General features: G+C 64.6%; 13 protein-coding genes. 9 read left to right on the top strand and 4 right to left on the bottom strand.

Annotated elements, in window-relative coordinates:
* Positions 1-57 precede the first annotated feature (57 nt).
* Together CK227_RS31810 and CK227_RS31815 are read left to right on the top strand one after the other, a co-directional pair.
* Positions 58-306: a type II toxin-antitoxin system VapB family antitoxin gene (locus CK227_RS31810; protein WP_095775471.1), complete on the top strand. Its 249-nt coding sequence runs from the start codon at positions 58-60 to the stop codon at positions 304-306.
* Complete coding sequence (locus tag CK227_RS31815) at positions 306-698, top strand: type II toxin-antitoxin system VapC family toxin (RefSeq protein ID WP_095775472.1); 393 nt, start codon at positions 306-308, stop codon at positions 696-698. Before CK227_RS31810 ends, CK227_RS31815 begins: the two co-directional genes overlap by 1 nt.
* A 13-nt stretch (positions 699-711) precedes the next feature.
* Here the strand turns inward: CK227_RS31815 and proC are convergent, their stop codons facing one another.
* The 3 genes from proC to CK227_RS31830 all read right to left on the bottom strand — a co-directional run bounded on the left by proC (position 712) and on the right by CK227_RS31830 (position 3,881).
* The gene (proC, locus tag CK227_RS31820; protein ID WP_095775473.1) at positions 712-1,527 is read right to left on the bottom strand and encodes a pyrroline-5-carboxylate reductase; all 816 of its coding nucleotides are present in this window, start codon (positions 1,525-1,527) and stop codon (positions 712-714) included.
* Between the two features lie 61 nt (positions 1,528-1,588).
* Positions 1,589-2,914 carry an O-antigen ligase gene (locus tag CK227_RS31825; RefSeq protein WP_095775474.1) on the bottom strand — a complete coding sequence of 442 codons (1,326 nt, stop codon included), beginning with the start codon at positions 2,912-2,914 and terminating at the stop codon, positions 1,589-1,591.
* A complete protein-coding gene (locus tag CK227_RS31830) occupies positions 2,883-3,881 on the bottom strand; it encodes a glycosyltransferase (RefSeq protein ID WP_095775475.1) in 999 nt (332 codons plus the stop codon). Before CK227_RS31830 ends, CK227_RS31825 begins: the two co-directional genes overlap by 32 nt.
* A 171-nt stretch (positions 3,882-4,052) precedes the next feature.
* Between CK227_RS31830 and CK227_RS31835 the strand changes: the two genes are divergently transcribed.
* From CK227_RS31835 to CK227_RS31845, 3 genes are read left to right on the top strand one after another with little or no spacing between them, the layout of a single operon-like run.
* A complete protein-coding gene (locus tag CK227_RS31835) occupies positions 4,053-5,225 on the top strand; it encodes a glycosyltransferase family 4 protein (RefSeq protein ID WP_095775476.1) in 1,173 nt (390 codons plus the stop codon).
* Complete coding sequence (locus tag CK227_RS31840; protein WP_095775477.1) at positions 5,222-6,016, top strand: WecB/TagA/CpsF family glycosyltransferase; 795 nt, start codon at positions 5,222-5,224, stop codon at positions 6,014-6,016. Before CK227_RS31835 ends, CK227_RS31840 begins: the two co-directional genes overlap by 4 nt.
* Entirely contained in the window at positions 6,013-6,936 is a 924-nt protein-coding gene (locus CK227_RS31845) for a DUF6492 family protein (RefSeq protein ID WP_095775478.1), read from the top strand. Before CK227_RS31840 ends, CK227_RS31845 begins: the two co-directional genes overlap by 4 nt.
* Before the next feature lie 128 nt (positions 6,937-7,064).
* Here CK227_RS31845 and CK227_RS31850 read toward each other — a convergent pair whose 3' ends face one another.
* The gene (locus CK227_RS31850) at positions 7,065-8,360 is read right to left on the bottom strand and encodes a lipopolysaccharide biosynthesis protein (RefSeq protein ID WP_095775479.1); all 1,296 of its coding nucleotides are present in this window, start codon (positions 8,358-8,360) and stop codon (positions 7,065-7,067) included.
* A gap of 200 nt (positions 8,361-8,560) precedes the next feature.
* Between CK227_RS31850 and CK227_RS31855 the strand changes: the two genes are divergently transcribed.
* The 4 genes from CK227_RS31855 (at position 8,561) to CK227_RS31870 (ending at position 14,963) form a co-directional block, all read left to right on the top strand.
* Positions 8,561-11,020 (top strand): GumC family protein, encoded by a 2,460-nt coding sequence (locus CK227_RS31855; RefSeq protein ID WP_095775480.1) that lies wholly within the window; start codon positions 8,561-8,563, stop codon positions 11,018-11,020.
* Positions 11,021-11,201: 181 nt separating this feature from the next.
* Complete coding sequence (gene folD, locus CK227_RS31860) at positions 11,202-12,101, top strand: bifunctional methylenetetrahydrofolate dehydrogenase/methenyltetrahydrofolate cyclohydrolase FolD (protein ID WP_095775553.1); 900 nt, start codon at positions 11,202-11,204, stop codon at positions 12,099-12,101.
* A gap of 64 nt (positions 12,102-12,165) precedes the next feature.
* A complete protein-coding gene (locus CK227_RS31865; protein WP_095775481.1) occupies positions 12,166-13,128 on the top strand; it encodes a GlxA family transcriptional regulator in 963 nt (320 codons plus the stop codon).
* 170 nt (positions 13,129-13,298) lie between these two features.
* Positions 13,299-14,963: a VWA domain-containing protein gene (locus CK227_RS31870; RefSeq protein WP_095775482.1), complete on the top strand. Its 1,665-nt coding sequence runs from the start codon at positions 13,299-13,301 to the stop codon at positions 14,961-14,963.

Below are 14,963 nucleotides of genomic sequence, written 5' to 3' on the forward strand. Positions count from 1 at the left end.
GTCGCCGTCATGACAGTGCACTATCTTGTAGTGGCAAATGTCGCCGAGGATCGACTAGTGAACCTCCAGATCAGAGACCCGCGTGCGCGTGAACTGGCACAGCGACTCGCTGCCAAACGCAAGATTTCAATGACCGAAGCGGTTATCGAAGCGCTTGAGTCGGAACTGGAACGGGAAAGGGAAAGCGGACGCATTCCCCTGGCGAAGCGGCTGGCTGCGATCGCCGATGACCTTAAGACCAAAGCCGGCCGCGGCGGCCGGCCTGTGAGCAAGGATGAGATCGACGACATGTGGGGACATCCCTGATGTTCGTCGACACCTCCGTGGTCGTCGCAATTCTTTCGGCAGAAGCGGATGCCAGCGAATGGAGTAACAGGATCGCCGCAGCACCACGCAAGGTTACTTCCGCGCTGGTCGTGCTTGAAGCAGCGATGTGGGTTTCCACCATACTTGCTATCGAGCCGCTGGTTGCGGAAACGGCGATAGACGCGTTTCTGCGCGAAGCCGAAATCGAAATCGTGCCGATCGGCGCCGGCGATGCCAAACTCGCCATCCAAGCGTTTTCAGACTACGGAAAGGGACGTGGGCACCCCGCGCAGGTCAACCTTGCCGATTGCTTGTCCTATGCTTGCGCGAAGAGCTACGGCTCAGTTTTGCTCTACAAAGGCAACGACTTCTCACATACGGATCTCGCTTAGCCGGACATCCGCTCTATTTCCCCAGTTCGATCGACCGCAGCCGAGCCGCCTCGACTGCCTGTGTCAGCAGCTTGGTCAGCCGATCCTCGCCCATCAGCACGCCAAGCGCCGCTGCCGTCGTGCCATTGGGGCTGGTCACCTGCTGGCGCAGCACGCCCGGTTCCTCCTGGCTTTCGGCGGCAAGCGAGGCGGCCCCATAGACCGTCTGCATGGCGAGCAGCCTGGCGGTTGCACCAGGCAGCCCCGCCTTCTCGGCGGCCACGGTCAGCGCTTCGATGAAGTGGAAAATATAGGCCGGCCCCGATCCCGACACGGCGGTCACCGCATCCATCAGGCCCTCGTCGTCGATGGTGGTCACTTCGCCGCTGGCCGACAGCAGGTCGGCGACAAAGCGCTTGGTATCATCGGAGACGAGCGGGTTGGAAAACACCACCATCATGCCCTTGCCGATGGAAGCCGGCGTATTGGGCATGCAGCGCACGACAGGCGCGCGGCCGCCGAGGATGTCCTCGAAGGTGGCGACTGGCGTGCCGGCGGCGATGCTGACGAATGTGGTCCGCCCGTCGCCAAAACGCTTGTAGGCGGCGGTGACGTCGCGGATCACCTGGGGTTTTACCGCGATGACGACGAGATCTGGCACCGCATCGGCTGGAATCTCATTGGCATCCGCTGATGTGGCGCAGCCGAGCGTCGCAGCGCGCTGGCGCAACTCCGCATTGGGCTCGACCACGAAAACCGCCGAGGGCGCGAGCTTGCCGGATTTCAGCCAGCCCGAAAGCATGGCGTAACCCATATTGCCACAGCCGGCGAGAACAAGCCTGATCGTCATCGAAAGCCCTCCGAAGGAAGGCTTTGACATAGACGCTCACGGTTCCCTGGGGAAGCCCCTGTCAGGCCGGGCGGCAGCCACGCACCGGGATCGGCCGCAGCGACACTTGCCTCAGGCCAAGCACGCCGAGCACGAAGAACAGCCAGACCGGGTCGCCGCGATGGAAGAAGAAGCTTTCGAGGAAAGCGTTAAGCGCGGTGAACAGCACCACCATCATGAAGAAGTCGCCGAGATAGATATTTTCCTTGCGCAGCGGAATGCGCATGTAGTCGCGCAGTGGCGCGATGAGGAAGGTGTAGGCCGCCACGCAAAGGGCGGGGATGCCCATCAACACGGCGATGTCGAGATAGCCGTCATGGCCGTGCACGATGGTCCGGATGTCCCACGGCCGGTCGAAGGGCTGGTCCTGGTTGAGCAGCAGGGGCGTGCCCCAGAAACTCTCATAGCCGTAGCCGGTCCAGGGTTTCTTCGCCAGCATCGAGCCGGCGAACTCCCACAGCGTCGTGCGGCCGGTATAGGTCATGTCGGGAAAATAGATCGCCGCCAGATGCTTCACCGGCGGCAGGAAGACGATGCCCAACGTGCCGACCGCGGTGGCGATGATCGCCAGTGTAAACAGGATCGGCGTGCCGAGCCGCATGCCCATCAGGCTCGGCAGAACGACGATCAGGATCGAGAACGGCACCAGGCCGGCGGTGGTCTTGGAGCCTGTGTGCAGCATGAAGATCATCGCCGCGCAGAAGATTCCCGCGCCCCACCAGCGTTGCCCGCGCCGATAGAGGTAGAGGCCGGCGAAACTGAAGCAGGCCATGATCGGGCCGGCGATGTTCTTGTGGGTGAACACGCCGCGCCACAGGCCCGCATGTTCGGGCTCCTGGGAATCGGCCGTGTGCAGCGCTTCGAGCGGAAAGACGATCAGGCCGACATAGGAAAGGCCCATCACCACCACGGCGGTGAAGATGATGACTTTCGAGAAGGACTCGGCGTCACGCGGCAGGGCCAGGATCGTTGCCATGGTCAAGATGCCGATCATGGTGAAGGACGCGGCGCGCATCGCCGAGGGCGGGTCGGTCGCCAGCACCACCGACAGGAAGAAGAAACCCAGCATCAGCACCCAGGACAGGCTGAACAGCGAGCGCACGATGCGCGGATCGGCAAAGGCCATCAGCGAGAAGATCGAAACGGCGCCGAGCGAACCGAAGCCGAGCTGGTTGACGATGTCGCCGCCGTCGCCGGTGAGTTCGGCGCCTGCGGGCTGGAACGGGCGGAAGGACACCATGATGACGGTGAACAGAAGTGCGGCGATGGCCGTCGCCACGCCGTCGCGCGTGAACGCGCCGCTGAGCGGCGCGCGCTCAGTTTTTCTCGGGCTGGCGATACTGCTCATTGGCATATCCGAATTCGGCCAGCACGCGGCCGAGCGCCACATGGACGGGGTAGATGGCGATCGCCGGCGATCCTGTGCGCGCCAGCCGGATCAGGCCGCGAAACGGCGAAGCGGCCAGCAGCGCCAGGCTTTTCGCCAACACCTTGGCGCCGGCCAGCGGCGTGCCGGCGCGCTTCTTCTTCTCGACCAGCGTCGAGATCACGCCGTTGCGCAGGCTGCGGGCCCGGACCCAGTTGGCCTCGACGCGCCGCGCCGGGACGGTCTCGCGAACCTTGGCCTCGGCACACCAGCCGAGCACAAAGCCCTTCTGCGCCGCCCGGCTGAGAAAGTCGGAGTCGCCGCCGCCCATGAAATTGAATCTGAGATCGAGGAAGGGCGGCCCCATGGCGATCAGCACGTTACGGCCGACCAGAAGATTGCCGGACGAATAGAGCGCCGGCACGCGTCCCGTCTCGCGGTAGGGCGGCGCGAACACCGGATGGTCGGCCCATCTCGCATGGGCAGCGTCTGCGAAGACAGGCACTTGCGGGCCGCCGACAACATCGGCGCGGAGCGTCTCGGCAGCCGTGCACATGCGTTCCAGCCAGTGCGGATCGGCGATCTCGTCATCGTCGATGACCAGCAGATGCCTGAAGTTCGGAAAGTGCAGGATCGCCGTCTGCCAGCCGGCATTGTAGGCGCTGCAATTGCCGCGCTCATGCGCGATGATGACCATGCCCGGCATCTCGCCGCGCTCGAACAGCGGCAGCACCGCCTTGGCGCCTTCCCGCGCCTCGGCTTCGTTCTCCATGACGATGACGGCAAAGCGCCTGCCGGTCCGCTGCGCGCGCAGCGAAGCCAGCGTTTCCAGCACCTGTTCGGGCCGCTTGAAGGTAGGCAAGGTGACGACCGCTTCGACAGCCTCCACGTTAAGCCGGGGAGACCGTCCAGCGATCGATACCGAACCATCCGATGGCAAAGGGATCATCCGTGTCCAGCCACATGGTAAGTCGCGTTCTGGTAGCACCACGGTGATAAGGTTTCGTTAATCACCTTGCACGGAGAGGCCCGTCGGGCAGGGGCGTTCGGCCGTTGATTGTGCTCGCTTAATCAAGGGTTCACCGCGTTTTGCTACCGGCTACACCACAGGATAGGTGAGATGCATCTGCTGTTCGTTACATCGATCGTGCCCGACGGCGCTCTCGCCTCGGGCTACGAGATCGCCAATGCTGCGATCATCGCTGCGTTGCGGCGCGCCGGCGCGCGCGTCACGGTCATCGGTTTCACCTGGCCCGGGAAGGCCGCGGCCGATCCGGAAAACACCGTGGTGCTGGGTGCGATCGACGTGCGCACGGAAAGCGCCTCAGCGCTGCAAAAGCTCGCCTGGGTCGGCAAGGCCATGCTGTCGGGCCTCACCTTCGCCTCGGTCAAGCTGCGTGCGGTGTCCGAGCGCGAAGTGCAGGCCGCTCTCGAGCGGGCCGGGCCGTTCGATGGCTATGTGCTGAATTCCGTCCAGTTCGCCGGCGCCTTCGAAAAGCTCTTCGAAGACAAGCCTTCTGTCTTCGTCGCCCACAATGTCGAGCATCTCTCGGCGCGGGAGAACGCGGCTGCTGCCGGCGGCCCCTTCCAGCGCCTGCTGTTCCGCCGCGAGGCAAGGCTGCTCAAGGTCGTGGAAGAGCGTCTCTGCCGCCGCGCGCGCTTTGTCTTCACGCTGGCCGAGGAAGACCGGGCGGCACTCGGCGTCGCTGCCGCTGACCGATCGGCGGTGCTGCCGCTGGTGACCGGCGCCAAGGCGCCAACCCGCAACGGCCCGCGCCGGATCGACTGCGACGCTGCGTTGATCGGCACCTGGACCTGGCAGCCGAACCGCATCGGCCTGGACTGGTTCCTGGGCAAGGTGGTGCCGCATCTGCGGCCCGGTTTTCGCATCCGCATCGCCGGCCACATGCCCTCAGGCGCCACCTCGGCGCATCCGGGCGTCGAGTTTGTCGGCCGTGTCCCGGATGCCAGGGCGTTCGTGTGCGGCGCGGCTGTCATCCCGCTGATCAGCACCGCGGGCAGCGGCGTGCAGCTGAAGACCATCGAGACCTTCGAACTCGGCCTGCCCTCGGTCGCCACCAGCCGCTCATTGCGCGGCATCGACCATCGCCCCGACAATTGCATCGTCACCGACGATCCGGCCGGCTTCGCCAGGGCCCTGGAGGCTGCGGCCGCCGGCGTCCGGGACGTCGATGGCGGCGCGTTCCATCACCAGCAGGTCAAGGCGCTGGACGTCGCCATCCGGCTCGGCTTGGAAAAACTCGGGGCCGTCAGGCAGGAGGTGTTCGCATGAATATGCACACCGCCCGCGCCGCATTCGGGCTCGACAGCTTGAAGACGATCCTTGGCATCTCCGTGCTCGCCATCCGTTGGGACGATGCCATCGCCCTGCTCACCCGCCTGATCGCCGAGCGGCGCTTCACCAAGGTCAGTTTCCTCAACGCCCACAATGCCAACATCGCCCATTCAGACCCGGCCTTCGCCGAGGCGCTCGACGATTTCCTCATCCTGCCGGACGGCATCGGCGTCGATCTCGCCGCACGGCTCCTCTATGGCGCGCCCTTTCCGGACAATCTCAACGGCACCGACTTCGTGCCGGCCTTCTTGCAGGCCTCGACGCGGCCGCTGACCGTCGGGCTGCTCGGCGCGACGCGTGTCAACGCCGAGGCGGCGTCGGTCAAGCTGGCGGCCCTTGCCGTGCAGCACAATTTCGTGGTCATTCATGACGGCTATTTCTCCGCCGCGCAGGAGCCGGAGATCATCGGCCGGATCGCGACGCTGCGGCCCGATATGCTGCTGGTCGCCATGGGCGTGCCCCGCCAGGAACTGTGGATCGCCCGCCACATCGACGAACGCCACTGCACGATGCCGGTCGCGGTCGGCGCTCTGCTGGATTTCCTGAGTGGCTCGGTGCCGCGCGCGCCGCTCTGGATGCGCCGCCTGCGCCTGGAATGGCTGTTCCGGCTGGCGGTCGAGCCGGGCCGGCTCTGGCGCCGCTACGTCGTCGGCAATCCGGTGTTCCTGTGGCGGGTCGTCAAGCAGAGATGGTCGCATGGCGCCGAAACGGCCGGAGAGCTCCGTTGAACAAAAGGTTCGTTCCAGACGCTCTCGTCGACCCTGGCCTGTTGCCGAAGACGCCGACGGCGGCGGTGGTGACGGCAAGCTACGCGCCGGATTTCGAGCGCTGCCGCCTGTTGTGCGAGACACTTGACCGGCATGTCTCCGGCGCCGCGCACCATTACATCCTGGTCGAACACCGCGACGTCGCGCTTTTCCGGCAGTTGGAGACTGGCCGGCGCACTGTTGTCGACGAGCGCGACCTGCTGCCGCGCTGGCTGCGCGCCTTCGACGATCCGCTCAGCCTGTTCCGCCGACGTGTCTGGTTCAGCCTGAAAACGCAACCGCTGCGCGGCTGGCACGTGCAGCAGCTGCGCCGCATCGCCATTGCGGCGCATGCCAGGGAGGACGTTCTGGTCTTCTGCGATTCCGACGTCGCCTTCCTGAAGGCCTTCGACTGCACCGCCTTCTGGCGCGACGGCAAGGCGCGGCTGTTCCGCCGCGACGGCGTGCTTGCCGATGACGGTCACGACGAGCATCGCGTCTGGTCGCGCAATGCGGGTTCCGCGCTCGGCATCGACCCGTCGCGGACGTCGACCCACGATTATATCTCGACGCTGATCGCCTGGCGCCGCGACACCGTGCTTGCCATGTGCGGCCAGATCGAGAAGGTCCATGGTCGCGCCTGGGTCGAGGTGGTCGGCTCGGCGCGCAGATTTTCCGAATGCATGATCTATGGCCTCTATGTCGACGATCTGCTGGACGGCGCCGGCCACTTCCACGGTTCGGAGGAATTCTGCCGCGTCCACTGGACGGGAGAGGCGTTATCGGACGACGAGTTTCGCCGCTTCGTTGCCGGCATGGCGCCGGAGCAGGTGGCGATCGGCATGCAATCCTTCATCGGCACCGATATCGGCCGCATCCGCCGCTTGATCGGATTGGGTTAGCCTGAGCAGGAATTCAGGTTAGGACGAGCCGAAAACAGTGGCTTCCGAGAACCGGAGCGGAGCGTACTACAGTACGTAAGCACCGGAAGCGCAGGGAGCCGCTGTTTGCAGGCCGGCCTCACCTGAATTCAGATCGCCTTCGCCGGCCTGCGCAGCGCCGAATAAGTCAGCAGCATCGAAGCGAGATAGAGCATCAGGAAGACCATGTTGAGCGACAGTACCAGCTTCGACGTGTCGGCGATGGTGGTCAGCACATAGGTCAAAAGCAGTGCCTTCAGGGCGGCGAGCAAACCGAGATTGAGCGCCCGCACCGCCGTCTGGCCGCGCGCGAACAACAGCTCCGCCTGGTATTCGACCAGATTGCGCAATCCCGGAACGCAGATTGCCAGCGCCACCAGCGGCGCGGCCTCGGAGACGTTCCGGCCGAGGGCGTTGGGGAAGAAGTGCAGCACGATGCCGAGCGCCAGCAGCGCCAGCGTCGAAACGACGAACACGCCGCCCTCGATGCCGCTCTTGACCGCCAGCCGCGACAACAGGTCCGGCGCGCGCATCATGCGTTGCACCAGCATCATCGAGAAGGTGCGGATCGGGATCGCGGTCAGGTCGACCAGCCGCATGATGATGGCATAGATGCCGGCCAGATGCGGGCCGCCGATCGCCAGCACCAGCAGCTTGTCGAATTCCGACTGCAGGTAGAACAGCACTTCCGCGCCGGCGACGTAAATGGAATCGGCAAGCCGCCTGAGATAAAGCTCGATGCGCAGCCGCAGTCTTTGGCGTGGATAGAACCAGCCGAAAGCCAGAAGCAGCGAGGCGGCGTTGGCGCCGATATAGAACCACGACCACGCCCAGATGCTGTGCTGCGCCGAGACCATGAACAGCACCGCGCCAAGCGCCCGCAGTGCCGTTGCCAGGATCGCCAGGATCGCGGCGCGCCCGAATTTGCCCAGCCCGTTGTTGACGATCAGCGCCACCTCGACCGGCCGCCACAACAGCGCTTCGGCAAACACGATCGCCGAAAACACCGACAGCGGCACGGTGCCGGCAAAGAACATCAGGTAGACCCCGAACGAGGCCAACGCCAGGAACGGCAGCGAAACGACGCCGAGCAGCAGGAAGCCGGCTGTGAAGGTGCCGATCAGATTGGGGCGGATGGTGGCGGTGCGGTAGAGCGCCGAGATGAAACCGAAGGCCAGGATCCGCGACAGCATCACGCCGGCCGCCGAGGCGGTGGCGAACATGCCGAATTCGGAGATCGACAAAGTGTTGGCGAGGGCGATGAAATAGGCCAGCGAAAACACCAGCCGCCCGCCGGCGCCGCTGATCGCCGAAAAATAATCGCGCACCAGCCCCCGTCGCTCGGCCACGAAAGTGCCGATCCGGGTGAAACTGCGCCTTTGCGGTATGCCGCGAGCTTCGGTCATGCGCCGGGAAGCCATAGGCGGGAAAGCTTAACGTGCCGTTCTGAGGCCCGAAAGCACTGAAATTCCGACACTTGAGGTTATGAAAAGCTTACATGCCGGCATGCCGAAATTAACTTTTTGTTTCCTATGCTTGTTTAGCGTGGCTTAACGAGTAGCCGACCGCCGCTGCCCCAGCGGCCAAAGAGTGAAGCTCCAAGATAATGGTCGACAGGGAAAACCGTGAAGACTGGAGGCGCGAGCGTTCATTGCTGGCGCTCGGCCAGGCCATGCGCGGTGAGGATGACGCATCCCTGGTCTCGATAGGCGATCGCGCAGATTCTGCTTGGCGCGAGGATGCCGCCACGCGCCATCGCCTTGCCCGTTCACGGCGTGAGGTGCGGGCGAACCCAGCGCCGTCTGCCGCCGCCGGAACAGAGCGCTTCCGGACAGAGCCGGAAGCGGCTGCAGGGGACGACGTCTGGCGCGCACAAGAGGACGCCGGCGATCTTCCGCCGGCCATGCCGTATTCAAGGCAATCCGCTGAAGAACCTTCCGGCAGCACTCGCTCGCGTGACACGTCCGGATCGCGCCAGGACGATCAACAGTGGAAGCCGCTGATCGATCCGATGCAGGTCGTCCGTGGCATTGCCAGGTCGAAACTGCTGATCATCACCACCACCCTGATCGGTGCCGGGCTCGGCATCGCGATCGCGCTGTCGACGCCGAAGAAATATGAAGCCACCGCTGAACTGATCGTTGACCCGCGCGACCTCAAGCTCACCGACCGGGACCTTACCCAGAATGTGGTCGCTTCCGACGCCACGCTCGCCATCGTTGAAAACCAGGTCCGGGTGCTGACCTCGGGCACGGTCTTGAACAAGGTCGTCGATAAGCTCAACCTGGCCAACGATCCGGAGTTCAATGGCCAGGGTGCCGGCGGCCTCGGCATCAGATCTCTCATTCGCTCGATTCTCCCGCACCAGGACGGCCCGAGCGGCGCCGACGAGGTCCGCCGGCGTGCGCTCGCCGTTGGCAATCTGGCCGAAAGCCTGTCTGTCGAGCGTGGCGGCAAGACTTTCGTCATCACCGTCAGCGCGATCACGCAGAACGGCGAGAAGTCGGCGCTCATCGCCAACACGATGACGGATGTGTTCCTGCAGACCTTCGGTCAGATCCAGTCCGCTACGGCCGGCCGTGCGACCGACGAACTGACGGCAAGGCTCGATGAACTGCGCAAGGGCGTCGAGGCAGCCGAACGCAAGGTCGAGGAGTTCAGAGCGTCGCATGACCTCGTCGACGCACAGGGTCATCTGATCAGCGACGATGAGATGCTGAAGCTCAACGAGCAGCTCTCGGTCGCCCGCGCCCGCACGCTGGAGCTCAATGCAAGGGCGGCTTCGGCGCGCTCGATCGACGTGAATTCGGTTCTCGCCGGCACCTTACCGGAAGAGATCAATTCCAACACGATGAGCGATCTGCGTTCGCAATATGCAACGCTCAAGCAGGAGGCGGACCGTGCCGCCATCCGGCTGGGTCCGCGTCATCCTGAACTCCAGGCGCTGAACGCACAGATTGCCGGGGCGCGCGACCGCATCGCCGGCGAGTTGCGCCGCATCGCTTCCTCGCTGCAGGTCGATCTGAAACGCGCCGTCCAGTTGGAACAGGATCTCTCCTCCCGCCTTGCCCAGCTCAAGGTGCGCAGCGGCGACGTCAACAGCGATTTGGTGTCGATGCGCGAACTGGAGCGCGAGGCCGCCGCCAAGCGCTCCGTCTACGAACAATATCTGCTGCGCGCCAAGGAGACCGGCGAGCAGAAGGATATCAACACCGCCAACATGAATGTGATCTCCAAGGCCTTCGCACCGCTCGAGGCCAAAGGTCCGTCGCGGGCCGTGATGGCCCTTGCCGGTCTGCTTCTGGGGCTTGCCTCTGGAATTGGCCTCGGTGCCATGCGCGGCGCCTATGAAAGCCTGCGCGAGACCGCCGCATCGCGCTCGCGCCGCGACCGCAAGGCGCCTGTCGAAGACCAGGCATTCCGGGCGGCGCCGCCGCCCGCGCCGCCAGTGCCGGCAGCGCCCGTGCCGCCGGTGCCACCCCCGCCGCCAGCACCGCCACCGCCCTTGGCACAGGCCGAAGTCGCTCCCGCCGGACGCCCCGGGCGTGTCGCCGCGATCATGGCGAAATTGCGCAATGTTCTCTCCCGCAAGCCATCCGCCGAATTGGACGATGACAGCGAATTCGCCCCCTTTGGCGACAATGCGCGGCCGGCGGATGCTGCCATGCCCTCAGGCTTCCCGAACCCGGATTCCGCCTTCATGCCGCGGTCGTCGGTCTATTCGCGGCCGCCTTTCCCGCCAGGCTTCGATGCCTCCTATTCCCAGCCGATGGGGCCGCCGTCGCGGTCGCCCCTGATGCCGCCATTGCCGATCTATCCGGCTCCGCCGCCCTATCCCCCTGCAGGTTACCCCTATACCCAGGCCATGGCGCCCAATGCCGGGCACATGCCGTATCCGCCGCAGGCCGCGCCGCCGGCGTATCAACCCCAGCCATCGGTGGAGCCTTCGCCGGTTGAGGAAGGCGCCGAACAGGCGCCGATCGAGGAAATTCGTGCCAGCCTGCGCGAATTCCGCGAGGCGGTCCGCGAACTCACCGAGAGCCGCGCCCGCCGCCGCTACTTCTGAGCCACAAGATACGTTGCCGAGGCCGAACAAAACCATCCCGGTTTTCGCGTAAACGGCATGGGACGGCGCTTTGACGGGATTGCGTGCCGAAATTTTCGTGACAATGCCGCGCTGCATGTTGCCGTCGCCGGGACATTGCGTCTCGAAAGCGGCGTCGCGCGAAACAGGGTTGAGGATGTTCATGGCCGAAGTGATTGACGGAAAGAGCGTTGCCGAGGATGTGGTGCGGACGGTCAAGGCGTTGACCGCCGAGCTGGTCGCCAAAGGCAACGCCAAGCCTGGTCTGGCCGTGGTCATCGTCGGCGAGGATCCGGCGAGCCAGGTCTATGTCGCTTCCAAATCGCGCACCGCCAAGGAATGCGGCTTTCATTCGCTCCAGCACACGCTGCCGGCGGAGACTTCCCAAGAGGCGCTGCTCAAGATCATCGCCGACCTCAACGCCGATCCGGCCATCAACGGCATCCTGGTGCAGCTGCCGCTGCCCGCCCATATCGACGCCGGCAAGATCATCCAGGCGATTGCGCCTCAGAAGGATGTCGACGGTTTCCATTTCATCAATGTCGGCAAGCTCGGCACGGGCGAACTCGACACGGCCTTCGTTCCCTGCACGCCGGCCGGCTCCATGCTTCTGATCGAGCGCGTGCGCGGCAAGGACCTGTCCGGCCTCAACGCCGTCGTCGTCGGCCGCTCCAACATCGTCGGCAAGCCGATGGCCAATCTGCTGCTTGCCGCCAACTGCACCGTCACCATCGCCCACAGCCGCACCAAGGATCTGCCGGCGCTTGCCCGCACCGCGGACATCCTGGTCGCCGCCGTCGGCCGGCCGGAAATGATCAAGGGGGATTGGGTGAAGCCGGGCGCCACCGTCATCGATGTCGGCATCAACCGCATTCCCGCGCCCGAGAAGGGCGAGGGCAAGTCGCGCCTCGTCGGCGATGTCGCCTATGCCGAGGCGGCCGGGCAAGCCGGCGCCATCACGCCGGTGCCCGGCGGTGTCGGGCCGATGACCATTGCCATGCTGATGGCCAATACGTTAGCTTCTGCCTACCTTGCGGCCGGATTGAAGCGGCCCTCCTTCTGAGCCCGGGTTGACCCTGAAAGCGCCAGTTTTGCCGAACCCCACCATTTCCCCGGAACGGCCGGTCATGACTGATCCCGTTCAAGGTGGCCGGCAGTTCGCCTTCCTGCTGGTCGACAAGTTTTCCATGTTCTCGCTGGCCGCGGCGATCGACACCTTCCGGTCGGCGAACCGTCTGCTCGGCCGCGATTTCTATGGCTGGACCACGGTGTCCGCCGATGGCGATCCGGTGATGGCGTCCAACGGCCTGCCGCTCAAGATCGACTATGCCGTCGCCGACCTGCCGCCGGTCGACATCCTTTTCGTTTCGGTCGGCCTGACGACGGAATTTCCCGGCAAGAGCAAGGTTCTGGCGGCGTTGCGCAGCTGGGGCCGGCGCGGCAACGCGCTCGGCGCGCTGTCGGTCGGGTCCTACCTGCTGGCCGAGGCCGGCCAGCTCGACGGTTACCGCTGCACCATCCATTGGGAAAACCGCGCCGGCTTCATGGAGCGCTTCCCCGACATCAACTGCACCGGCAATGTCTTCGAGATCGATCGCAAGCGCTACACCTGCGCCGGCGGCACCACCTCGATCGACCTGATGCTGGAGATCGTGCGCGGCGATTTCGGCTCGAACCTCGCCAATGGCGTCGCCAACCAGTTCCAGCACGAGCGCATCCGCTCGGCCGGCGACCGCCAGCGTGTCGGGCCGGAGCGCGATCTGACCGGCAAGTCGGAGAAGCTGAGGCGCATCGTCGAGCTGATGGCCGACCACCTCGATGAGCCGCTTTCGGCGGTGCAACTCGCCAAATCGGCTGGCCTTTCGGTGCGCCAGGTCGAGCGTCTGTTCCTGCGCCACCTCAACGTGACGCCCGGCCGCTACTACATGCGGCTGCGGCTGGAGCGGGCGCGCGAATTGCTGCGCCAGACCAACATGCCGATCCTCGACGTGGCGATCGCGACCGGCTTCACCTCGCATTCCTATTTCGCCCAGAGCTACCGGCTGCAGTTCGGCCGGCCGCCCTCCGAAGAGCGCCGCACCACCTACTGAGCCGGGCTTCGATCTGGCTTCAAGACGCCTGCTGCCGGGGCGATCCCGCCGCACGAACGCTTTGTCTCCGCTCCGGGGGCCTGAGTGAGACGGCCGCGCCGGGCTTGTGTCCTGAAGCAGCCTCAAATAGCTTCCCTGTGCGGATTAGGGGGCTAACTCAGGAGATTTCGATGGCAGTATTTGCGCGGAGCATCGCTGCGGCGATCCTCCTGTTCTTCATGACGACGGTAGGCTTCGCCGCCAACAAGGTCATCATCATTCTCGACGCTTCCGGCTCGATGTGGGCACAGATCGACGGCAAGCCCAAGCTCGAAATCGCCAGGGAATCGCTGAGGACCGTGCTTCAATCGGTTCCCGCCGACGACGAGATCGGCTTCATGGCCTATGGCCATCGCGAAAAAGGCAGCTGCGACGACATCCAGCTGATCGTGCCGCCTCAGGCAGGCTCGGCAAGCGCCATCACGGATGCCGCCGACAGTTTGAAATTCCTTGGCAAGACGCCGTTGACGGCGGCCGTCAAGCAGGCGGCGGAAGCGCTGAAATACACCGAGGACAAGGCAACCGTCGTCCTGATCACCGATGGGTTGGAAACCTGCGGCGGTGACCCCTGTGCACTGGGCAAGCAACTCAAGGCATCCGGCGTCGATTTCACCGCCGATGTCGTCGGCTTCGGATTGACAGCCGACGAGGGCAAGCAGATCGCCTGCCTGGCTGAAAACACAGGCGGCAAGTACATCCAGGCCTCCGATGAGAAGGCGCTGCAGGAAGCCCTGGTCGAAACCGTCGCTGCCCCGGCGCCGGCACCCGCGCCTGAACCGGCTCCCGCACCGGCGCCTGCCCCCGAGCCTGCCAAGCCGGAATTCAATTTCATGCCGACGGCGGTGCTTGCCGAGGGCGGTGATCCGGTCACCGACGGTAATGCCTGGGAAGTCTACAAGGCAAAGTCCGACGGCACGCGTGGCGACAACGTCACCACCGAATATGGCGCCTACAAAGCCAATCTGGAACCGGGCGATTACGTCATCGTCGCGCGCGACGGCGAGGCCAAGGTGGAGCAGAAGGTCAAGATCGAGGCAGGCCAGGTCGCCAAGCCGCTCTTCACCTTGAATGCCGGCACGCTCATCATTCATCCGCGACCAAGCGCGGGGGCGGATGTTGTCGATGGCGCGGCCGTCGTGATCGACTACCCAGGTGCCGATAATCCCGCGACCTACTATGGGACCACCAAGACCGTGTTGCCGGCCGGCGAGGAGAAAGTGACGGTCACGATCGGCCAGGGCGTGGCTTCCGAGACGATACCGCTCGCTGCCGGCAAGACAGTCGAAAAGGACATCATCGCCGGCGTCGGACATGTCGTTGCCAACGCCTATTATACAGCCGGCGGCGACAAGGCCGACGGTTCGGGCATCGGCTTCAAGGTCGTGAAGGCGAAAAAGAAGATCGACGGAACCCGGGACGAGGTGACCTATGCCTATGGTCCCGACAGCAAGTTCGATCTGCCGCCTGATGACTATGTGTTGATTGCGACGGTCGATCTTGCCGTCGTCGAGCAGCCGTTCAACGTCAAGGTCGGCGAATTTCAGGATGTGAAGGTCGCCATGAATGCCGGCGTGCTGGCGATCACCGCGCCCGGAGCCTCGAAGATTGAGATTTTCGAAACCAAGAAGGACATCAACGGCAACCGCAAGTCGCTTGGCTACGCATACGACCAGAAGTATCAGGCGGCGATACCGGTGGGTGACTACGCCGTCGTCTCGGAGAAATCGGACAACAGCTCGAAGGAAGGCACTGTGACGGTCAAGGCCGGCGAGCGGGCTGAGTTGACGGTGCAATAG

The organism is Mesorhizobium sp. WSM4308 (genome assembly GCF_002294905.1).
Lineage (GTDB): Bacteria > Pseudomonadota > Alphaproteobacteria > Rhizobiales > Rhizobiaceae > Mesorhizobium.